Source organism: Nostoc sp. FACHB-888 (assembly GCF_014696655.1).
Classification (GTDB): Bacteria; Cyanobacteriota; Cyanobacteriia; order Cyanobacteriales; family Nostocaceae; genus Nostoc.
In genome coordinates this window covers 1-21,925 of sequence record NZ_JACJQM010000066.1, presented here as the reverse complement: position 1 = coordinate 21,925, position 21,925 = coordinate 1, and the positions used below count along the sequence as shown (strand labels likewise).

Annotated in this window: 18 protein-coding genes and 1 pseudogene; 9 read left to right on the top strand and 10 right to left on the bottom strand. The window is 42.0% G+C overall.

What is annotated here, in order from left to right; translation table 11 throughout:
- The 9 genes from H6G26_RS27300 to H6G26_RS27260 all read right to left on the bottom strand — a co-directional run bounded on the left by H6G26_RS27300 (position 1) and on the right by H6G26_RS27260 (position 12,793).
- Complete coding sequence (locus H6G26_RS27300) at positions 1-1,200, bottom strand: hypothetical protein (protein WP_190733090.1); 1,200 nt, start codon at positions 1,198-1,200, stop codon at positions 1-3.
- Between the two features lie 2 nt (positions 1,201-1,202).
- Positions 1,203-2,384, bottom strand: coding sequence for a hypothetical protein (locus H6G26_RS27295; protein ID WP_190733088.1), 1,182 nt, complete (start codon positions 2,382-2,384; stop codon positions 1,203-1,205).
- Positions 2,374-2,973 (bottom strand): acyltransferase, encoded by a 600-nt coding sequence (locus H6G26_RS27290; protein ID WP_242053899.1) that lies wholly within the window; start codon positions 2,971-2,973, stop codon positions 2,374-2,376. The genes H6G26_RS27295 and H6G26_RS27290 overlap by 11 nt, the downstream gene beginning before the upstream one ends.
- Positions 2,973-3,572 carry an acyltransferase gene (locus H6G26_RS27285; protein WP_190733086.1) on the bottom strand — a complete coding sequence of 200 codons (600 nt, stop codon included), beginning with the start codon at positions 3,570-3,572 and terminating at the stop codon, positions 2,973-2,975. Before H6G26_RS27285 ends, H6G26_RS27290 begins: the two co-directional genes overlap by 1 nt.
- A gap of 159 nt (positions 3,573-3,731) precedes the next feature.
- Positions 3,732-5,537 carry an ABC transporter ATP-binding protein gene (locus H6G26_RS27280; RefSeq protein WP_190733084.1) on the bottom strand — a complete coding sequence of 602 codons (1,806 nt, stop codon included), beginning with the start codon at positions 5,535-5,537 and terminating at the stop codon, positions 3,732-3,734.
- Positions 5,534-7,324, bottom strand: coding sequence for an ABC transporter ATP-binding protein (locus H6G26_RS27275; RefSeq protein WP_242053898.1), 1,791 nt, complete (start codon positions 7,322-7,324; stop codon positions 5,534-5,536). Before H6G26_RS27275 ends, H6G26_RS27280 begins: the two co-directional genes overlap by 4 nt.
- Before the next feature lie 100 nt (positions 7,325-7,424).
- Complete coding sequence (locus H6G26_RS27270) at positions 7,425-7,991, bottom strand: hypothetical protein (protein WP_190733081.1); 567 nt, start codon at positions 7,989-7,991, stop codon at positions 7,425-7,427.
- 23 nt (positions 7,992-8,014) lie between these two features.
- Positions 8,015-10,069, bottom strand: coding sequence for a glycosyltransferase (locus H6G26_RS27265; RefSeq protein ID WP_242053897.1), 2,055 nt, complete (start codon positions 10,067-10,069; stop codon positions 8,015-8,017).
- A gap of 372 nt (positions 10,070-10,441) precedes the next feature.
- Positions 10,442-12,793: an NACHT domain-containing NTPase gene (locus tag H6G26_RS27260; RefSeq protein WP_190733077.1), complete on the bottom strand. Its 2,352-nt coding sequence runs from the start codon at positions 12,791-12,793 to the stop codon at positions 10,442-10,444.
- A gap of 619 nt (positions 12,794-13,412) precedes the next feature.
- Between H6G26_RS27260 and H6G26_RS27255 the strand changes: the two genes are divergently transcribed.
- From H6G26_RS27255 to H6G26_RS42880, 9 genes and pseudogenes are all read left to right on the top strand, one after another.
- Positions 13,413-14,480: an SDR family oxidoreductase gene (locus H6G26_RS27255; RefSeq protein WP_190733075.1), complete on the top strand. Its 1,068-nt coding sequence runs from the start codon at positions 13,413-13,415 to the stop codon at positions 14,478-14,480.
- The gene (rfbC, locus tag H6G26_RS27250; protein WP_190733073.1) at positions 14,438-15,007 is read left to right on the top strand and encodes a dTDP-4-dehydrorhamnose 3,5-epimerase; all 570 of its coding nucleotides are present in this window, start codon (positions 14,438-14,440) and stop codon (positions 15,005-15,007) included. Before H6G26_RS27255 ends, rfbC begins: the two co-directional genes overlap by 43 nt.
- Positions 15,008-15,063: 56 nt before the next feature.
- Positions 15,064-16,344: a class I SAM-dependent methyltransferase gene (locus tag H6G26_RS27245; protein WP_190733071.1), complete on the top strand. Its 1,281-nt coding sequence runs from the start codon at positions 15,064-15,066 to the stop codon at positions 16,342-16,344.
- Between the two features lie 53 nt (positions 16,345-16,397).
- A complete protein-coding gene (locus tag H6G26_RS27240; protein ID WP_190733069.1) occupies positions 16,398-17,258 on the top strand; it encodes a glucose-1-phosphate cytidylyltransferase in 861 nt (286 codons plus the stop codon).
- Between the two features lie 111 nt (positions 17,259-17,369).
- Complete coding sequence (locus H6G26_RS27235; RefSeq protein ID WP_190733067.1) at positions 17,370-18,023, top strand: PIG-L deacetylase family protein; 654 nt, start codon at positions 17,370-17,372, stop codon at positions 18,021-18,023.
- A 171-nt stretch (positions 18,024-18,194) separates the two neighbouring features.
- A complete protein-coding gene (locus H6G26_RS27230; RefSeq protein ID WP_190733065.1) occupies positions 18,195-19,508 on the top strand; it encodes a DUF4910 domain-containing protein in 1,314 nt (437 codons plus the stop codon).
- Between the two features lie 103 nt (positions 19,509-19,611).
- A complete protein-coding gene (locus H6G26_RS27225; RefSeq protein WP_190733063.1) occupies positions 19,612-19,821 on the top strand; it encodes a transposase in 210 nt (69 codons plus the stop codon).
- Between the two features lie 103 nt (positions 19,822-19,924).
- Positions 19,925-20,434 (top strand): transposase, encoded by a 510-nt coding sequence (locus H6G26_RS27220; RefSeq protein ID WP_190733061.1) that lies wholly within the window; start codon positions 19,925-19,927, stop codon positions 20,432-20,434.
- Between the two features lie 320 nt (positions 20,435-20,754).
- Positions 20,755-20,967, top strand: a pseudogene (locus H6G26_RS42880) (IS4 family transposase); the annotation flags it as partial.
- 133 nt (positions 20,968-21,100) lie between these two features.
- Here H6G26_RS42880 and H6G26_RS27215 read toward each other — a convergent pair.
- A partial coding sequence (locus H6G26_RS27215) for a hypothetical protein (RefSeq protein ID WP_190733055.1) occupies positions 21,101-21,925 on the bottom strand: 825 nt, incomplete at its 5' end.

Sequence of the window (21,925 nt, the reverse complement as noted above, 5' to 3'; positions counted from 1 at the left end):
TCAGACTGGAAATGGAGATAGATGAGTTCTATTCGTAGTTAAAACTGTTTCCAATAGTTTAGGGAGCACCACTTTGTAACTAAAAAATTGCTCGGCTAATTCCACTGCTGCCTGACAGTGAGCCTGATAATTTGTATTGACGCGCTCGATACAGCTTACGGCTGACTGCAAGCATGAAAATGCCAGCACACCTTGCCCCGTCGGCAGCCAATCGCTAAATCCAGTATCTTGTAAAATCGCGGGACGACCAGCAGCGAGATAGCAGACAGTGCGATCGCTAAACCAACCGCTACGAGTTTTGACATAAGCCTGTTTGGCAACGCTAAACTCACCACGAGAGCCAGTTAGGTAAGTTATGTAGGTTGACAGATTAGCGCTAATTTCCTTACCATCTCGAATTAACCAGCCTGCTGCCTGTAAAGATTTTGCAACCTCTGCTATTTCTGCATCCTTGCCGGCAAGAGCAAGTTCGAGTTTTTGCGAACAGTAGCTAGGGAGTTCCAGCAGACGCATAAATTCCTGATCTTTCTGTCCATAATGCTCACCTTTGTAAGTCACACCTCCATAAGCATTCCAATTGGCAATTGTCGTAAATGGTAAATCTACGCGTTCTTCGCAACTATCTTTAGGAATAAGTATCGGGTTCCATATCTCTGGTACAACAGGCGGTACAGTGGGGAGCCATTTAATGCCATCACTCGGTATGCCGCAATTGGGTTGCCCAATATTAACGCCATAACTAAAGTAGGCGTGATATTCATTGCGACCCTCGGCAGCGAATGTCCCAATCTGCGTAAAGAATGGGTCCATATCGATTAATACTCGATGTTTGCATAAAAGAAACTCAGGCAACCAGCAAACTCCACCGATATTTAATAGCAGATCCGCCGTTTTGAGCATCTGCTTTATTTCTTGCCAATCTGCACCGTAGACAGTTCCTGTATCACGATTTACATAGCACACTGTCGCATTTACACCATAAGTGTTTATTAGTGTCTGGACTGCGTGCAAACCAAAGCCAGGATCATCATTGTAATTGTGGTTGATTGGGTTATAGCAGGACTCAGTCCAGCCGCTTTCCTCCAAGTATAGAACTTCATGTCCCAGATTATGTAGCCCTAACACATAGTGAAAGTAGGCTAAGAGATTGCCAGCTACTGGATGTCGAATCATATATCCGCAAACAACAATGCGTGCCATGCTTATAACCCCGCTCGCTCCATGAGACTGCCAATCACTTTCTCTGCGGCAAAGTACTCTGAGGCAATTTCGCGGGCTGCCCGGCAATTGCCTTCGTAGTCGCTTTCGATCGCGTCCACTGCCGCCAAAATATCTTCCATAGTTTTGAATGCAAATAATCCCTTCCCTGTGGGCAAGAACTTGCTAAACCCTGTTTCTTGGGTAATTACAGGACGCCCTGCTGCCAGATAGCAGGCAGAGCGATCGCTAAACCAGCCACTATGCAGTCGTGTGTATTGATCCTTAGCTACGGTGAATTCTCCGCGCGATCGCTGGATATAATTGCGGTAAGAATTCAGATTTTGGGAGAGTTCCATTGAGTCTACCTGGCTCCAACCGTGTTTTTGTAGCAGGTATCGCACATCCTGACTTATATCAGCCGCCGCAATCTCAAATTGCACTGAGCACTGGTGCGGCAGATCGATAAATTTTTCAAACTCGCGTGCCTTGCGCCAGTAATAGGTTTCACCTTGATATGTAATATCTTTACCTCCCTTGTTGTCCCAGGTGGTAATGGTGTTGTAAGCGATGCCTGGCATATTATCTGACGTGTGCCACAAGTCTGTTACGATCGGTTGACGAGTCGGCAACCACTCAAAGCGGGAAGTTGGGACTCCACAATCAGGCGCACCCAGATTTTCCCCAAAGCTAAAGTGTGTATCATGGGCTTCCAGGTCAGCAATTAAGGTTTCGTCTCCCTGAACAACCCGAATTTGAGATCCAACTGGATCAGATTCAACATAGATGCGGCGACGACAAGCTAAATGCTCCTCACGGATTTCTTGAGCGCCAGTTACATTCAAGAATGCGTCTGCTTCCTTATATAGGTTGAGGATTTGGGCTTCGCTCATCCCATAACACTCGCCCCCTGGATAGTGGCCGCGAAATCCCCAACGCTCTTTAAAGCTATAGGCTTCCAAAATTGGTGCGACTCGCTTAATGTTCTCGGTAGCGTCTGGAGATAGATCGTTGATTAGGGGGTTGTAAATCCAGCGTCCTGAATCTTCGATGTAGTAGGGATCGTAGCCGAGTTGACGCAACCCAAGCATATAGTGGAGAAATTGATAAGTTACTCCTGCTAGGGGATACCAAAACAAAATCCCGAAGACAATAATTTTTCCCTTAGTAGGGGGTTCACAATTCATGCTTGCTACCTCCTGTCTCTAACTGGCGAACGATCCGAGCAGGATTGCCAGCCACAACGGTATACGGTGGAACATCCTCGCTAACAACAGATCGGGCACCAACGATCGCCCCTTCGCCTATTGTTACCCCCGGCAAAATACAGGAATCAAATCCAATCCAGACGTTATCTTGAATCCAAATTGGTTGGACTGGGACATCAGCGTTAGAGAATTGAGAAAGTTGACACAATGCTCGTTCTAAAATTTTTCGTCGCTTGGCAATGTCGAATGGTAAGCGGTAGGTATCCATGAGAACGACTTGCCAGGAGATCAAAGCATAATTGCCAATCTTCAGTTCGGCATCGCAGACGATGCGGGCACCATGAATCAATGCATATTCCCCCACCTTTACCTGAGCGCGGGAACCTATGTCAAACATAGTATCTTTATATACAGCAGAACCTTTACCCAATCGTAGCCCTACTGGCAGTTGGCTGCGGTAAAGTTTAAAGCTGAGGCTAGTTTCAATATAAGTATCGTCTCCTAAAACAACATTGTCGGGAATTGTTCCCGGATACCAGTCCCAAGGCAATGTTCGTGTGGCATCCATTAGGCTTCTACCTCCCCAATCACCTGGGCTGGATTGCCCATCACCCTGCTACGTGGTGGTATATTCCGTGTCACCAATGCCCCAGCCTCAATCCAAGCTCCTGCACCGATGCGAACTCCTTTGAGGATCGTGACATTGGGGCCAACCCAAACATCATCCTCAATGATCACCGGCTGGCACATCACAGGAGGGCGGAGCCGTCCTTTCCCCAGAGGAGAGCAGGCGATCGCATCTGCAATTCTTTCTGCCGGCGCGATCGGATGAAAGTCAGTGTCAGCGATCGTGGTATTCCATCCCAAAACCACATATTTGCCGATGCAAATTTCCTGTTCGCAAAGCAGGATGACACTAGTCAAATAGCAATAGTCTCCAATCTCAACCCTAGCAGCTTTGCCCAGCGCAAAGTGGACATAATCTATCGTGCAGTTTTCTCCAACGAGCAGCGCGGGGTTGATGCGGCTCTGGAAGCGAGCAAAACAGCGCTCATCATGGTTGATAACACTGTTGAGTCCCACCTGGACATTGGATGGAAGAGTTATTGTCTGGCAGTGGGATGGCTGGTTGGTTAAATCATTCACAATTTCAGGGGAGCGCTGCATATTGTAATGCGAATCAAGATGGGTTGATAAACGGTCTATTAGGTTTTGGAAAATCTGTATGATTTAGTAACAAAATTAATCAGTATTTAAGTATTTTCCTAAACGGATATTTTTGTTATTGCTGTATTTACCTTGACTTTTGAGTTCCGCCTTGTGGTACTAGGCTGATGCTGGTTGTGTTGAGCCGAAGTGTAATTTATACAGCCTCTTGTAATAACCACTAACCGCTAGCAACTCCTCATGAGTTCCCATCTCTACTACTTTCCCCTGATCCAAAACTACGATTCGGTTGGCTCGTTGAATTGTCGAGAGGCGATGGGCAATAATAAACGTAGTCCGTCCTGTCATCAGTCGCTCTAATGCTTCCAGCAACAGAAACTCGGTTTGAGCATCCAGGGCAGAGGTGGGTTCATCCAGAATTAGTACTGGAGCATCTTTGAGCAGGGCGCGGGCGATCGCTAACCGTTGTTTCTCGCCTCCTGAAAGTGTGGCTCCGCGCTCACCAATTACCGTGTCATAACCTTGAGGTAATCGTTGAATAAAGGTGTCAGCATTCGCAGCTTGGGCGGCTTTGACGATCGCTTCGCGGCTAGCATTAAAGCAGCCATAGGCAATATTCTCTGCGATCGTTATCGGCAGCAAAAACGGCTCTTGTAGCACTAGGGCAATTTGCTCGCGCAGGCTTTTCAGTTGTACACTTTGGACATCCACGCCATCAAAGAGAACTCGTCCCTGCCAGGGATCAAAAAAACGCAGGATCAGGGAGACTAGGGTAGTTTTGCCAGCACCAGTTGCGCCTACTAGTGCGATCGTTTCTCCGGGTCGCGCTTCTAAGGTAATTTCTTGGAGAACGGGATAGTTAGGTTCGTAACCGAAGGTGACTTTCTCTAAACATACGTGTCCGCGTCCTCCTGCTGGATTAGCAGGCAATGGTCTGGCAGCAGGAGCATCTTGCACCCCATCTTTAGCATCTAAAACCTCTAACACTCTACGAGCACTAGCTGCCGCTGCCGCAAAACTGGACGATATATAAGCCAGAGTCGCCATCGGCACGTACAGGGAGCCGAGATAAGAGAGAAAGACCAGTAAAGAACCAATTGAGAGTGACCCATCCAAAACCTGGAAGCCACCGTAACCCATGATTGCTGCTGTTCCTACTGCGGTTACGCCTCCCACCCCAACTTTGAATTGCATTTGGGCAAGGATAGAGCGTACATAAGCTTGGAGGGCTTTTTGAGACAGGTAGTGAAAGCGCTCATCTTCGTGTGCTTCACGTCCGAATGCTTGAATAATCGGTAGCGCTGTCAAGGTCTGCTCACTCAACGCCACAATCTCACCTTCAAATTGTTGATATTGATAGGTTCGTTCAGTCATGGGCTGGTTAAAGACCCAAATTAGTAACATTATTAGAGGAGCAATCAGAAGCGAGAGCAGTGAAAGGAAATGATTAATTTGCCACATGACGGCGAACATTGCTACCAAATTCACCAGGGAAGTAAGCACGGGCAGAAAAACCCCCATCGCCAGATTCTGAATGCAGATGCTGTCAGTCATTACTCGCCTAACAAGATCGCCAGCCTGCTGTTGGTTGTAGAATCTCAAAGAAAGATGTTGTAAGCGATCAAACAGTGCTGCTCCCAAGTCATAAACCATCTGGTTGGCAACACCAGCTCCAACATATTCCTGTACAAGACGAACCCCCTCACTGGATAAAAATAGAAAGATTGTGGCACCTGCTAACCAACCGAGCAACTGAATGTTGGATTCACTGCCAGGCAAGGTTTTGAGCCAAACAACGCTATTTGGTAGCGATTGATTGTTCAGGACGCAATCAACGATCAACTTCAAAGGCCAGGGCTTGAGTACATTCAGCCCCACATTAATCAGCATTAGCACCATTACAAACGTGAGTCCGTGCCAACGAACCAGGGCGTAACGTGCAAGTCGCAGCCACCACAGTTTCATAGAACGACCTCCTGCGACGGTTTGGAAAACTGCAAGGAGTGCAAACGATAGTAGAAACCACGGACAGCCAGCAACTCCTGGTGTGTTCCCATCTCCACAACCTTTCCCTGCTCCAGAACAACAATTCGATCTGCTCGTTGAATCGTCGACAGTCGATGGGCAATGATAAACGTAGTCCGTCCTTCGATAAGGCGATCTAAAGCTTCCAGCAGTAAATTCTCAGTCTGGGCATCTAGGGCAGAAGTAGGTTCATCGAGAATCAGTACTGGTGCATCCTTAAGCAATGCCCGGGCGATCGCTAGTCGCTGTCTCTGTCCTCCAGAAAGGAGCGCTCCTCTTTCGCCAATCAGGGTGTCATAGCCTTGGGGCAACCGTTGAATAAAGTCGTCCGCTTTGGCCGCTTTGGCTGCTGCTACAATTTTCTCTAGGCTTGCCTCTGGACACGCGTAGGCAATATTCTGTGCTACCGAGAGGGGCAGCAAAAACGGTTCTTGCAGCACTAGGGCAATTTGCGATCGCAAGCTTTCCAGTTGCACACCTCCTACATCCACCCCATCAAAAAGGACTCGTCCGTGCCAGGGGTCAAAAAAGCGGGGAATCAGGGAAACCAGTGTACTCTTACCAGCACCTGTCGCGCCTACCAGAGCGATCGTTTCTCCGGGTCGCGCTTCCAGGGTAATTTCTTGGAGGACGGGATAGTTAGGTTCATAACCGAAGGTGACTTTCTCTAAACATACGTGTCCGCGTCCTCTTGCTGGATGAGCAGGCAATGGTCTGGCAGTAGGAGCATCTTGCACCCCATCTTTAGCATCCAAAACTTCTAACACTCTATCTATATTGGCATCTACAGACTTTAGGCTCCCGTAGATGCCAAATAGTCCCTTAAATGCTGCTTGTATAGACTGGAGATATGCTAAGAAGACGAGCAGGCTGCCGATAGTCATAGCCTCTAATAATACCTGCTGCCCGCCCACATACAGAACGATCGCAGTACCAATCGTTGTCACAGTACCATTTGCCACACCGTAAACACTCTTGAGCAGAGTTTCACGTTGTGATAAGACAACTGCGTCTGCCGCTAAATATTCAAACTGCCGGGTATTGTAACTCTCTCTACCAAATGCCTGGATCATGGGGATTGCTGTTACCGTTTGGTGGACAAAACTGGTGAGGCGTGACTGGGCTTCGCGGTTAAGTTTTGTCCGGCGCTTGAGTCGGGAACCAAAAACAAGGGCTGAACCACCCATCATTGGTGCTACGAAAAGTGAAAGCAACGTTAGTAAAGGACTCAGATTCCAGGCGACGATGCTAATAGTTGCTAGCGTCAGCAGGTGCTGCACAGGTGAAATCAGCAAAGCACTGCTCAAGGTGTAAACGCAATAAGTATCTCCGGCCAAACGGCTGAGGGAATCACCAACAGTCCGTTGGTTATGGAACAACAGTGAAAGGCGTTGCAAACGATAGAACAGTTTCTGGGCCAATTCGTACACCATACTTTGCCCGACAGCACTCCAGGCCCAGCTAAGGGTAGTTTCCAAGGTAGCGTTTAGAGCATAAAGTCCGAGGCTACAAACAGCGGCGACAACGACCAGCAACATCGGTGTGAGCGCCAAGTTAAAAGTCTCCAGAAATGATCCAGCTAGTGGGGGGATCACTGCTTGACCAAAGGCATAATCCACCAGGATTTTCATTGGCCAAGGTTGAAGTGTTGCGGTGGCTGAAGTGCCAGCTGTGAGACCGAGGATTGCTATTAAGGTACGCCAGTGGCGCAGCGGATATCGGAGCATTTGCCCGTATCGATGCATTATCGCTTTGATCTCTTGCCTCACTTACAGATTTACCTCCCGTCTAGTCATTTCATTTGTTATTGGAGTACCAGGACGTTCGTCAGGACTGTAATATTGCACTTTCTGTGACAGACTTGTTGCTGGTGGTTTGTATTGGCACCAAGTTTCCTCTTCTAGCAATAATCTCTAGTACTTGATAAAGAATACGTCCCAACTGGAAGTGCTGATATAACATGAAAACGGCGTTGAGGATACCTACTGCAATTGTGAATTTTGCTACTTCTGGCATTCCCAGAACGATCGCCACAATTGTGAACAGACAATAGCCAACCATAGCCATAGTTGCTAACTGTGACATTCTCAGGGCACACCGCACCCGTAAAACTCTTTTGTTACCTCCATGATTTTCGGTACATACTTTGAGCTGAACTTTTGACCAAATCCCCTGGTAAATCTCTAAATCCCAGTCGCTCCAGCCTTGATCCATTGCAATGAAATACTTGGAAGGCAGGAGTAAATCCATTACCTTTTGCAGCAGGTTCTCCTTCTCCATTCCTGTTTCTGTCCAATAGGACAACTCATAGGCGCGATCGCGCCAGGAAATATTTACTCTGCTGGCTGGCGAATCAAACTTAATCAAATCTGCTTGAGTTAGTGTTTGAGTCATTTTTTTTATGCTTTTATTTTTATTTACAGTTCATCAAACTTTATCGGTTCCGCTTTCTTAAGTTCCTTTATGCGCCATTTGTATCGCTCTATACTACGTACAATTGGCCCCAGGTAAATCAGCAGTGCCACAAGCAACCGTGCCCTGATTTTAAGAAAACGAGAGTCAATCCGCGCTTGTATAGCACCAGCGACGCACCAGCTAAAAGAGATAAGGAACATTACTGCACCTAACCATGGGCGATCGCCAGACAATAGCGCGGATACAAATAGGATAAAAGCTGCGACATTCCACTCTAGTGTGAGGGGGAGGTAAGCGATGAGAGAGGAAGAAGGCTCGTACAAGGTTTGAAACAGACCGCGACCAAACACCCCAGAGTAGATAATTGGTTGACCAATACGAAGAAATGTAGATAAATCTCCGTAGATTCTCCCCAACCAAGAGGGCTGCCCCAGAAGGTTAAAGCGGTAGGGATGCTTAAAATAAACCAGCGCTTCTGCTTTGCCATAGCCTTGCTGCTGTTTGAGATAGGCAGCTACTGTGTTACGGCGAAAATGCCATACTATTGCCGTTGGGCTAAAACCAATGGTGTAACCTTTATCTTGCAGTCGCCAACAGATATCGACATCATCACCAGCAGTACGAAATATCGGGTTGAAGCCGTTAATTTCTTCTAGAATCTCCCGACGAAAAGCCATGTTGCAGCCAGCAATATGTTCAGCTACCTCATCACTCAAAAGTATGTGGGTAGGTACGCCAGGAGACACGGCAACGCAGGCGGGAACAAGAGAATCTTCGGGGGGAGATAAGTTTGGCCCACCTACGGCAGCTACATCAGAGGAAAGAAACTTGACGACCAAATAGGTGAGCCAGTCTGGATCTACCATACAATCAGAATCGGTATAGGCGACAATCTCGCCAGTAGCGGCAGCCATACCAACGTTGCGGGCGACGCTTAATCCCTTATTTTCTTGGTTAATTAGGCGTACATAGTCGTAACGCTGAGTAATTTCGAGAGTGCGATCGCGCGATCCATCATTAACTACAATTACTTCATAGTTGGGATAGTTAAGTTTTTTGAGAGAAGCTAGACAACTATCCATCGTGCGTTCAGCATTGTAAGCGCATACAACCACTGAGACTTTGGGATACTCAGGTAACACTGGCGGCAGAGACGCTGTGTAATATTGCTGAACTGTCTGGAAAGCTGGCTTCTTAAGCCGTTTTGCATCAACTAAACCAAAAGCCCAGTCCTGTATGGCATATCCACCAGTAAACCATTCATCCGTCCAAGAAAAAATGATCGTTCCTGCTGCTCCCATCTCAAAACTAGATGACAGCTTTTGAGAAAGAATTTCCGCTTGGACTTGGGTTCCTTCACCCATTGAGTCAACGCCAAACTCACTCAGTACTAGAGGTTTATCCTCAGCAAGGTTATGAAGCCGAGAGAGGTAGCGGCGAAAATCTTGTTCCCGATGCAGGTAAACGTTAAAGCATGAGAAATCAGTAAAGTCAATATTTAAATACTCAGTGCAAGGATAATTCGCATAGCTTACTAAACCTTCGGGATCGTTGGATTTTGCTACCGCCATTAACTCTTTGATAAAAGCCCTAACTGGTTTTGCTCCATGCCATCGGACAATATCTGGAGGAATCTCATTACCCACTAAATAGGCAAAGGTGGCAGGATGATCCCGGCAAACTTTAACTCCTTGAGCAATGCAGTTACGGATTTCTGCTTTCACAGCAGAAGAGTCGAGGAAGGCGATATGCTGAGACCAAGGTATACCAATTAACAGCCTAAGACCATAGATTGCAGCTAAATCTAAAAGCCAATCAGGTGGAACAGTATAGGTACGCAGACAGTTAGCACCCATTTCTCCAATCATGGCGAAATCTTTTTCCACAACTGATTTTTCAGGAAAGGACTCACCGTGGCTACCGATGGAGAAAGGACCGTAACTAACTCCTTTAAGAAAAAACTTTTTCTCTCTAATAAAGAAAAATTTACCTTTTACTGTGACTACCTCGCTTTTTGCAAGTGGTTCAGCACAGAAGCCAGAAGGTGTTGAAGTCAAATTTAGCAAATTACCCCCGACAATTCACTGCAAATTTATTTCCTTTTGGCTGAAACGCTAGCTGAGTTTACTTATCAAAGAGAAACACACAAGAAACACACACAGAAACACACATATACCTGTATCATTCATTAACGCATCCGCAGCATATTGCGTTAATAACACCACAACCGCTATCAATTAACAATCTTGTAATATTTAAACTGTCTCAGTAAGGCGTTTGCGATCGCGTTTACGGAAATGTATAAGTTAACGTATATTTTCAGTCTAATTTTGTATCCATTTGGTCACTCATCTGCGTAAAAACTTTTCTAACTCAGTAACGCTAGTTGCTGAGTTAGTTTAAAATTTGCGGTTGAATATATAAACCTGTTATATGCTGCTATATGTCATCAATCTTTTAGGGGTAGGTAACAATAACGTTGCCAAAATACTCTCTATTACAGTGGGAGTTATTTTACAACTACTATTGAGACAAGCTACTAATAACTGGTTAGCAGTGTAGTACTGTTTGAGTATTTCTTTATCCTCCTCACTGAACTGCCATTGATGACCAATATTGCGACACCGAACTATCACCAACCTCAATTCATTAGCCCAAGTCTGACCGTTAGCATTCCACCATTCTTTTAACTTTTCTCTGCCTTGAACTGGAGTTGGTAACTGCTCTTTGAGTTTTTGCAAAGAACTCTGTAACTCAAGGTTACAGGCAAGAGTTCGGTCATCAGGGAGAGCAAAGCTTAAAGCCAAAACTCGATCCAAAGACGGTTCATAAGACAGGGCAAGGCTTAACTGAAGCGCACACTGAAGAGCGATATCTAGAGCTAAATCAGGAGTAAGACTACTAGTAAGCCTGAGATCGATACCAAGGGAAAAAGGCAAGTCATTAGTTAAATTCAGGTTGTCGAGAAGTTCTAGTGTCAAATAAAAGGCACGAATAGCCACTCTTTTATGGGTAGACTGAATTGAAAGGGACTTATGGTTAACCCAGTTCAAGAACTTTTGCAATTGCTTATCAAAAGCGACAAGCTGATCAATATCTTGCTTCATGAATTGCAACAGACAAGTGGGATTATCCAACATGCCAGTGGTTAGTAAAAAGATTTTGTGCCAACGTCGTTCAGTCAAATGGCTAACTAGCTCAATTAGTTTTTTTTCTAATATTTGTGAATTTGGACTACTAACAATATTTTTAGCTGTTAAATACTCCTGAAAAACTATATGGGAGAACGAGTAAATTCCCCGTGCCCGCTCTATCAGTAATCCATGTGTTTCAAGCAATTTAAGCACTACTTCACTGTTGAGTTGCAGTCCTTCCGACTCAGTTTGCTCAGTTTGGTCTATGGGTAAGTTATAAAGGTACTCCTTAATGTATTGCTGGACATTACTTTGCGTGAAAAAGTAATGACCTTGCTTAAAGGTAATAGCAGCAATTTGACTCAGCAATCCAAACTTTTGAGGTAAAGACAAACGAAGATAAATTTCATTTCGTTTAATGTTCCTTACTTTATCCCAGCGATTGAGTAGAATGTCCAATCCTTGCTTGTAAAGTTCGACTTTTCTAACTGGAAAGTCTGAATGGTCTTGGAATACACAACAAACCAGGTTAAGCAAAAGTGGCGTTACGACTAGTTCTCGAATTTGTTTATTCTCCAATAACTGTAATTTTTCCACGAACTGACAAGTTAAGGCTTGTCCTTTCTCTAGGGAATTATTGCTAACATTGATAAACCAGTTTTGGACAAAAGCCTCAATTTGGGAGGAGTCAAAATCAGCAATTTCAATATTGCTAAATTCCTCAAACCGATACTTTTGGTAACCAATCCGACACGTAATAATAAACTGGTTTTTATAATACTTTTCCGCAAAAATCGCAATTTTGCTGATTATTGTTTGGTTATCATCTTCTGGAATTTCATCTAAACCATCCAGCAAAAATAATATTTTGCCGTCAATTAATAATGTTTGGATTTCTATGTCTGAAGCACCGCAATCGGCAAGTTCTTGACTAATATAGCTCAATAAACTGTAACTTACTGTTTCTCTAGCATTCTCAGCAAAGTTTCTCAAACGAATAAAAATAGGTATCCGATCTGATAGTAATTTGCCTTGATTGCATTGCATAGCAATATACTTTAAAAATGTGGTTTTCCCAGACCCTGGTTTACCTAGTACCATCAGTTTGGAATAGGTGATAACTGCTTGTATTGCAGAGACTCGTTCTTGATGAAGTTGATTAAAATCAAAACAGTCGAATTCTTCTAAAATAGACTCTTGTAGATCGAGGATATCTAACCATCTTCGACTTGTAATATTATTCAGAATATTGGTGTTGATATAAATTTCTTCTAGTTGAATTGGTTGAGGAATATCTAACAACTGCGTAGTGGCATATTGAGATTGAATCTTATCACTTCGACGCGATCGCAACATCTGCACCAAGCTTTCGACATCTTGGCAGTTTTCCCATGTCTGGTTGTTTTCTGTCAGTAGCCTCTGATCCGGTAGTTGAGCAATGTCTTGCCAATCTAAACCGAGTTGAAAGCAAATTTCCATAAAGTTCTGACGCTCAATCGGTTTACCTGTAAAAAATTTCCAGATTGACTGGCGAGTCTCAAGCCCTACCTCACTAGCTAGATACTCTTGCGTCCATTCCCTCGCTTTGAAAGCCCTTTTTGCTTTCTCAATACCTACAGTAGATGCTTTCAACGAGCGTCGTGCCATAGAACAGTTTTGAATCTCCAGTTATTAACTTAGGTGAAGTATTAAATAAATTAACGATTAATTATTAATTTATACTCGTGTTATATTTTAGTTCAAACTTTGAGTTTAATAAACTATTTTTAATAGTTAAAAAAATCCAATAGCTGAAGCAATAGTGTAGTTAACATAATTAATGTAGTATGACTAATCTCGATAAAGATTAGTTATTGAGTAGGTTTTAAAATTAACTAATTTAGAACGGTGGTTTCTTCCTCCTTATGGCTTAATTTTTATCAGAAAAGAATGGCTTTTAGCTTTCTGTTATTTTAAATATTATTAGATGTAACAAAAGTAGGAAAAGTAGGAAAAGTAGGATAAATAGACAAATTAAAGTAAAGTCAACTAATATAACTTGTACATGAAGTCATACGTTTTCCTGAACGCGATCACAAACATACTTATTACACACTGGTATTTATGTAAGGGATTGTGCCAGATACCACAACATTAGGCGCAATCGAGAGAGACAGTCTTGTAAGCAGTTCTTCATGCGACGTAGCTCGTATTGAAGAAATGGTTTTGTAGTAAGTTAACAAAGGTTTTTTACAAAACCAAGCTCTACCTATCAGGTTTGACATCCATGAAAATACTGGTAACTGGAACTGAAGGCTATATCGGTTCTTTATTAGCCCCAATCTTGATGCAACACGGTCATGAGGTTATTGGAGTTGACGCAGGATTTTACAAAGTTGGTTGGCTATACAACGGTACCGGACTCACAGCCAAAACTCTTAATAAAGATATCCGCCATATCACAGTTGAAGATTTACAAGGTGTTGAGGCAGTCATTCATTTAGCTGAACTCTCTAACGATCCCGCCGGGCAGTTACGTCCTGATGTGACTTATGAAATTAACCATCAAGGCTCAGTTCAACTTGCTCAACTAGCTAAAACAGCCGGTGTGCGTCGCTTTGTCTATACGTCCTCATGCAGTGTCTATGGCGTTGGTACTGATGACTACGTTACGGAGGAGTCTCCTGTCAGCCCCCAAACGGCCTATGCTGAATGTAAAACCTTGGTAGAGCGAGATGTTAAGTTATTAGGTGACGATAGTTTCTCTCCTACCTTTTTGCGGAATGCCACCGCCTACGGCGCATCTCCCAGAATGCGCTTCGATATTGTGTTAAATAACCTGTCTGGGCTGGCATGGACGACTAAAGAAATCAAGATGACAAGCGACGGTACTCCTTGGCGACCGTTAGTTCATTTGCTAGATATTTGCAAAGCAATTGTATGTACCCTAGAAGCCCCACGCGACATTATTCACAACCAAATTTTCAATGTGGGTGACACTGCTAGCAACTATAAAGTCAAAGAAATTGCCCAGATAGTAGCTGAAGTTTTTACTGGATGCCAACTTTCTTTTGGTGACGCTAGTGCTGATAACCGCAGCTATCGGGTTTCTTTCGAGAAGATTAATACCAGACTACCGGGATTTAAGTGTGAGTGGAATGCAGTTAAAGGTACACAGCAATTGTTCGATGTGTTTACTGCTATCGATATGTCAGAATCCACTTTTTTATTTAAAGGGTTCACTCGCTTAAAGCAGCTAGAGTATTTGATTCGGACTCAGCAAATAGATCAAAATTTCTTCTGGAATAAGTCATGCTATTCACAGAAACCGCACTCAAAGGTGCATTCGTTATAGACATAGAGCAACGGCAAGATACTCGTGGCTTCTTTGCTCGTACTTTTTGCGCTCAGGAATTTTTGACTCACGGTTTAAAGCCAACAATTGCCCAGTGCAATCTCGCTTTCAACTACAAAAAGGGTACTCTCCGGGGTATGCATTATCAAGTTACTCCGGCAACCGAGGTAAAGTTGGTTCGCTGTACTCATGGCGCTATCTATGATGTGATCATCGACCTGCGCCCTGAATCTCCTACATATAAGTTACATATTGGTGTTGAGCTATCAGCAGAGAACCGTAGAGCTTTATACGTGCCTGAAATGTTTGCTCATGGTTATCAGACGCTAACTGATGCGGCTGAAGTTGTGTATCAAATGAGTGAATTCTATGCGCCAGATTATCAGTGTGGGCTGCCCTATAACGATTCAGCTTTTGGGATTGAATGGCCTTTAGCTATAAGTGAAATTTCTGAGAAAGATACAAGCTGGCCTTTGTTTGAATCTGTTTTATACTCTAGCCACGCCCAACCAGGTGTGAAGATGTAAGGGTTTTCGTATACCACTATCAAATTACATATAACAGTGTGGGAGCTAAAAAATAAATGACTATGACAACTTTGCAAACCTTTGTACAAAATGGTACAAGCGTAAAGCGTTGTAACTGTCGATTCTGTGGAACAACGTTAGAGCACACCTTTGTGGATTTGGGAATGTCACCACTGTGTGAAAGTTACGTGACAGCAGAACAGCTAAACCAAATGGAACCATTTTATCCACTGCATGTTTACGTGTGCGATCGCTGTTTTTTAGTTCAACTTCAAGAATATGTTAGTCCGCAAGATATCTTCAGCCACTATGCTTACTTTTCGTCTTACTCTGATTCTTGGTTACAACATGCCAAAAATTATACCGAAAAAGTAATAACTTGCTTTGGACTTAACACCTCAAGCCAAGTAGTAGAAATAGCTAGTAATGATGGTTACTTATTGCAATATTTTGTATCAAAAGAAATACCTGTCTTGGGTATAGAACCAGCAGCTAATGTCGCTGAGGTAGCTATCACAAAAGGGATTCCTACAATTGTCAAGTTCTTTGGACAAAACACAGCAGATGAATTAGCTGCTAATGGCAAGCAAGCAGATTTATTAATAGGTAACAATGTGCTTGCTCATGTACCTGATATCAACGATTTTGTTGCAGGCTGTAAGATTTTACTTAAGCCTGAAGGTGTCATTACTATGGAATTTCCTCATTTAATGCGACTAATAGAGGGAAACCAATTTGATACTATTTATCACGAACACTTTTCTTACTTATCCTTACTCACAGTAGAGAATATTTTTGCTGCTCACAATTTAACTATCTTTGATGTAGAAGAACTGTCTACACATGGTGGTTCTCTGAGAATTTATGCTTGCCATGTAGACGATAATTCCAAATCTATCACTCAGCAGGTAAAGGAATTAAGAGCAAGAGAAGAAGCCGCAGGGTTTAGCAACATAGAAAGTTATTTTTCTTTTGCTGAAAAGGTGAAGGAAACCAAGTTTCAACTTTTGGAATTTTTAATCTCCGCTAAACGGCAAGGAAAATCAATCGTTGGTTACGGCGCTCCTGGGAAAGGTAACACTCTTTTGAATTATTGTGGAATTAGAGAAGATTTCCTTGATTACACCGTAGACCGAAATCCCTTCAAACAAGGTAAATTTTTACCAGGTACTCATATCCCAATCTTTCATCCAGATAAGATTCAAGAGACTAAGCCAGATTATCTATTAATTTTACCTTGGAATCTGAAAAATGAAGTAATGTCCCAAATGTCGTATGTACGTGATTGGGGTGGGAAATTTGTAGTCCCGATTCCGGAAATCAATGTCTATGCTTGAGCAAAAAGGCAACTGGAATTTAATCTGATTTATTAATACCAAAGGAAATTACGATGAAAGTAGTTTTATTTTGCGGCGGTTTAGGAACAAGATTAAGAGAATTGTCCACCAATATTCCTAAGCCAATGGTTCACATTGGCTACAGACCAATATTGTGGCATGTGATGAAATACTATGCTCACTATGGACACAAAGATTTTATTTTGTGCCTTGGTTATAAAGCAGATGTCATCAAAAATTATTTTCTCCATTATGATGAGTGTGTTTCTAATGATTTTACTTTACAGGAGGGAGGCAGAAAAATTAAACTCGTAAATAGTGACATTGAAGATTGGAATATTACTTTTGTTGATACAGGCTTGACTTCAAACATAGGTCAAAGGTTCAAGGCGGTTGAAAGATACTTAGAAGGAGAAGAGTCCTTTTTAGTCAATTATAGCGACGGCTTAACAGATTTACACCTACCTGACTTAATTGATGATTTTTATAGACATAACAAAATAGCCAGTTTTCTGTGTGTAAAACCATCGCAAAGTTTCCATTTAGTTTCAACGCAAGAAAATGGGTTAGTAAATGATATCCAAAGTGTTCAGCAAGCTGGTATTAGGATAAATGGAGGCTTCTTTGTGTTTAATAAAGACATCTTTAAATATATTGAAGCCGGAGAAGAATTGGTACTTGAACCATTTCAAAGACTAATTAAAACCAAACAATTAGTAGCTTATAAATATAACGGCTTTTGGGCGTGCATGGATACTTTCAAAGAGCAGCAGCAATTAGATGATATGTATTGTCAAGGTAACGCTCCTTGGGCAGTATGGAAACTTCTGAAAAAGGAGGAAAAATCTTTAGAATATAGCCGCATTAATCAGTTTACGAATGATTCTGCATCAGTAGTTTTTGCTCAAGGATAACTACCAATCTCTTTAACACAACAGTAGATATACTAAGTGAATATCTACTGTAATTAGCCTTTCTAACAAGTGGTTACAAAAAATATTCTATGAAGTTAAAAAATCAGCAATATGCTTAAATTCACTTTTGAAGGAGAAAAAAACTTTGACTATAAAGTTTTGTGTTTAGGAGCGCATTGTGATGATATAGAAATTGGTTGCGGAGGTACGATATTAAAATTGGTAGAAACTTACCCAAATATTATGTTTTATTGGGTTGTATTTAGTTCAAACTTACAAAGAGAAGAGGAAGCTTATAATAGCGCTAATAAATTTTTAAAAAATAAACATATAAAAAATATAGTAATAAAAAAATTTAAAGATGGATTTTTTCCTTTCATAGCAATCGAAATTAAATCCTTTTTCGAGGACTTAAAACGAGAATACAGTCCTGATTTAATTTTTACTCATTATCGCCAGGATTTGCATCAAGATCATCGCTTAATTTCCGAATTTACTTGGAATACATTTAGAAATCACTTAATTTTAGAGTATGAAATACCTAAATATGATGGTGATTTAGGAAATCCTAATTTCTTTGTTAATTTAAATGATGAAATTTGCCAAAATAAAATTCAATATATTATTGATAGCTTTCCGTCACAAAATAATAAACAATGGTTTACAGAAGAAACATTTCTATCAATTCTAAGGTTGCGAGGAGTTGAATCTAACTCACCCAATAAATATGCAGAAGCTTTTTATTGCCGCAAAATCGTTTTTTAGCTGTAATCTCTTTCTTGGTTTAGAACTAGAGTAAGAAGTACAAAAATTGCATACATATTAGTGTTCAAATTTTCAATATAAATATAACTACTTTTAATTTATTAAATATAATTTGATCCTGAATAAGTTTTTGCAACCTAACCCATTTTATAAAGTAATTTAATAAATAAAATGCAGAAAAACATTGATATAAACAATAGTGTTAATGTAAATAATATTAGCTGTGAAATGTATCAGTTAATCTCAGATATGTATCCTATTTGTCGTAGTATTACTGGCGATGGCTTAAGAAAAACACTAAACATTATTAAACAACATATTCCTTTAGATATTCATGATATCCCCACTGGCACTCAAGTATTTGATTGGACTATTCCCAAAGAATGGAATATTAGAGATGCCTTTATCAAAAACTCACAGGGTGAAAAGATTGTAAATTTCCATCAATCTAATCTCCATATAGTTAATTACAGCATTAATATTCATGAAAAGATGCCATTAGAGGATTTAAAAGCACATCTTTTTACACTGCACGATCAGCCTGATTGGATTCCTTATAGAACTTCTTATTACAAAGAAAACTGGGGTTTTTGTCTTAGTCATAATCAATTATTGGAACTAAAAGATGAAGAATATGAAGTTCGCATTGATTCTTCGTTAGAAAATGGTTGTTTAACTTACGGAGAGTATTACATTAGAGGGAAAAAAACGGATGAAATTATAATTTCGTGTCATACCTGCCACCCATCGCTTTGTAATGATAATCTCTCAGGTATAGCATTGGCAACTTTTTTAGCCAAACATCTCAGCGAAATTTCACCTTCTTACTCCTATCGCTTTCTCTTCATTCCTGGAACCATCGGTTCTATTACTTGGTTAGCTTTAAATGAAGCTAATGTTGACAAAATTAAACATGGTTTAGTTGTAACCTGTGTGGGTGATCCGGGCAAGTTTCATTACAAAAAAAGCCGTCGAGGTAATGCCGAAATTGACAAAGCTGTTACTCATGTGTTGAAGAGTTCTGGTCAAGATTATAAAATTATGGAGTTCTCTCCCTATGGCTATGATGAACGGCAGTTTTGTTCACCAGGCTTTAATCTTCCTGTAGGGTGTTTTATGAGATCGCCTCATGGTACTTATCCCCAATATCATACATCTGCCGACAATTTGGAACTTGTACAACCTCAATATCTTGCTGATTCTTTCTCAAAAATTTTGTCGGTTTTAGATATTATAGAAAATAATAAAAAATACTTAAATCAAAATCCTAAATGCGAACCGCAGTTGGGTAAACGAGGGTTATACAGTGCTATAGGTGGGCAAACTGATACAAAAAAGAGTGAAATGGCTATGTTGTGGGTTTTAAATTTATCTGACGGTAATCATACGCTATTAGAGATTTCGGAAAAATCAGGTATAGAGTTTGAGGTGATTAAGAAAACAGCAGATACATTGTTACAGTTCAATTTGTTGAAGGAACATTAATAATTCTAAGAGGATGTCTGAGAAATAAGAAAGCCCACGAACCTATCCCACTAATGCCAGATTGTGGTAATCTACTTTTCAACTAAGAAGAGTGGATCACGGTATGGCTGGACGTTTTGAAGGATTGAGTGACTTGGAATGGAAATTGTTTGAAGATATATTTCCCGTTGAGTCAGAAAAGCGTGGTAAAGGAATGCCTCATGCGCCGTATCGCCATGTATTAAATAGTCTGTTGTACATTCTGATTACTGGATGTCGATGGTGCGATCTACCAAGGGGGGATACTTGGGCATCGAAAAGCTCATCCCACTGATGGTTAAAGCGATGGCGTTCAGATGGAACATTTGAATATTTACAAGCGCGTGTGTTAGCGATCGCAAATGAGAAAGGGCTGATAAACTGGGAGTTCGGCGCGGTTGACGGGTCTTTTTCCCCCTGGGAAGGGCGGGGGTGAAGAAGTTGCTTATGGTGGCAAAGGTAAAGGTATCTTAATACACACACTTACAGAAGGTAATGGAATGCCCCTTTCTAACTGTACGACTCCAGCCAAGGGTAATGAGAGAGAGCAGGTGTTACCCCTACTTGATAAGGTAAAACTTAAAACTTTGAAGCGTGGTAGACCACGTAAACGGCTCAAGGTACTGGCTGCCGATAAAGGTTATGACTCCAAACAACAACGCGCCAACTTACGCAAACGGGGTATTCGACCCCAAATACCAAAACGAGTCTGGAAAACAAAGAAAAACAAAGGCAGACCCATCAAAATCTCTGCTCCAAGATTTCAGCAAGAGCGTTGTTTTGCTTGGTATCAACGTAAATATCGTCGTTTGGTTGTTCGCTGGGAGCGACAGAAAGTATATTTTGATTCATTCATTGACCTTGCTACTATCCATATCTGGATTCAAAGAATCTTATTAGTGGGATAAGTTCACGTAACGGTATCCTGTCAGTAGAAAAAATATTTAAGTATGATACCGTTACGAGAGCTATGAATCCATCGTATCCAAGTAATCTGACTTTAGAACAGTGAGAACTACTATCAGGACTAATTCCACAGCCAAAAACTGGTGGTCGAAAAAGTAGTGTAAATATGCAAGCGATCGTTATAGCGGTTTTCAGTTGAGTGAGATGCACTCAGATGTAGTATAGACTGAACATGACCTAAATATATCCCTGTTCTGTCACTTTCCGGGTATTCTAAATAAAAGAATAAAAAAAGAAAATCCTGAAAGGTAAGTAGGGCATAGGTGTTCAAAAATATGTCGGTCGAATCAAAGAATTCTTAAGGACAGTTCGCCGTCATAGCAGTTTTTATATTGGATTATATGGGTCTAACTGGGTCGATTTTATGGAAAATTCTTATGAATTGGTGGCTGAGTTAATGACACTAGCTCCTAATAAGCGTAAGTGTTATCAACAAGGAGAAAGGGCTATGAGGCTTATTTTATCTGTATCCTAGCCCTTTTTGTCCCCCCGGAAGGGTTTAACCTTAGATGCTGTCAGGCGTTGATCACGTTGCCCAGTTGCAACTCCTGTAGAAGTTCAAATTGGTGGTTTAACCTTAGATGCCGTCAGGCGTTGAACATAATACTTCAGTCTGTAACACCATATTCTCGCTCAATTAAACCCAACAGCTTCTCTTCCAACCCAGTCAAATAAGCACGCTTCAGCTTCCCCAGCATTTCCAAAAACTTCTGCACCGACTCCTCCAGCCCACTCGAATACACCCGATTAATGCGATCGCAAATCACCTGCATCTGCTCACATTCGCCAGGCAAGTAATTGTAAGATTTGAGGTGCTGCAACCCAACCGTATGTTCGCCATCCCAGACTCTCACAGTGCAACTAAAGTCATTCACTGCGCTGACAATTGCCCAACACCCACCCTTTCCTCTGAGTTCTGGATTCTCCTTAGCAAGAATTTGGCAGACTTCGCCGATTTGGTAGCTGTTGGGTATTCTGGTACGTTCCATAATTCTCTGCACAACATCAGTGACGATCCTGGCACTGGGAACTTTACCGCCAGCCTCCTGTACTGCCCGTTGCCAAACTTTAACCTGCTGCTGGGGTTCTAGCTTTGCCAGAGGGCGCACTTGTCCTTCATTAGTTGGTAGGATTCGTGAGGGGTTAGGTCGAGTTTTGTCTACTTCCTCGTTTTGGGAACAATTTGTTCCCGTTTCATCCACTCCCTCATTTTGGGAACAATTTGTTCCCATTTCATCCGCTTCCCCATTTTGGGAACAATTTGTTCCCGCCACTATGTTGTCAAATACTACAGAACCAGCTATTAGATAATTGACTCGGCGATGGGTGTATCCAAATCTATCACGACAATACTCCTCAAATGTGCGATGAGTGGATCTGTATAACCTGCGATCGCGCAACTGGGCCAATGCCTTGCCTGCCTCAAAAAATGC

Coding starts and splice junctions, on each gene's coding strand:
- H6G26_RS27300 (WP_190733090.1), bottom strand. CDS start 1,200: ATGGCACGCATTGTTGTTTGCGGATATATGATTCGACATCCAGTAGCT.
- H6G26_RS27295 (WP_190733088.1), bottom strand. CDS start 2,384: ATGAATTGTGAACCCCCTACTAAGGGAAAAATTATTGTCTTCGGGATT.
- H6G26_RS27290 (WP_242053899.1), bottom strand. CDS start 2,973: ATGGATGCCACACGAACATTGCCTTGGGACTGGTATCCGGGAACAATT.
- H6G26_RS27285 (WP_190733086.1), bottom strand. CDS start 3,572: ATGCAGCGCTCCCCTGAAATTGTGAATGATTTAACCAACCAGCCATCC.
- H6G26_RS27280 (WP_190733084.1), bottom strand. CDS start 5,537: ATGAAACTGTGGTGGCTGCGACTTGCACGTTACGCCCTGGTTCGTTGG.
- H6G26_RS27275 (WP_242053898.1), bottom strand. CDS start 7,324: ATGCTCCGATATCCGCTGCGCCACTGGCGTACCTTAATAGCAATCCTC.
- H6G26_RS27270 (WP_190733081.1), bottom strand. CDS start 7,991: ATGACTCAAACACTAACTCAAGCAGATTTGATTAAGTTTGATTCGCCA.
- H6G26_RS27260 (WP_190733077.1), bottom strand. CDS start 12,793: ATGGCACGACGCTCGTTGAAAGCATCTACTGTAGGTATTGAGAAAGCA.
- H6G26_RS27255 (WP_190733075.1), top strand. CDS start 13,413: ATGAAAATACTGGTAACTGGAACTGAAGGCTATATCGGTTCTTTATTA.
- rfbC (WP_190733073.1), top strand. CDS start 14,438: ATGCTATTCACAGAAACCGCACTCAAAGGTGCATTCGTTATAGACATA.
- H6G26_RS27245 (WP_190733071.1), top strand. CDS start 15,064: ATGACTATGACAACTTTGCAAACCTTTGTACAAAATGGTACAAGCGTA.
- H6G26_RS27240 (WP_190733069.1), top strand. CDS start 16,398: ATGAAAGTAGTTTTATTTTGCGGCGGTTTAGGAACAAGATTAAGAGAA.
- H6G26_RS27235 (WP_190733067.1), top strand. CDS start 17,370: ATGCTTAAATTCACTTTTGAAGGAGAAAAAAACTTTGACTATAAAGTT.
- H6G26_RS27230 (WP_190733065.1), top strand. CDS start 18,195: ATGCAGAAAAACATTGATATAAACAATAGTGTTAATGTAAATAATATT.
- H6G26_RS27225 (WP_190733063.1), top strand. CDS start 19,612: ATGGCTGGACGTTTTGAAGGATTGAGTGACTTGGAATGGAAATTGTTT.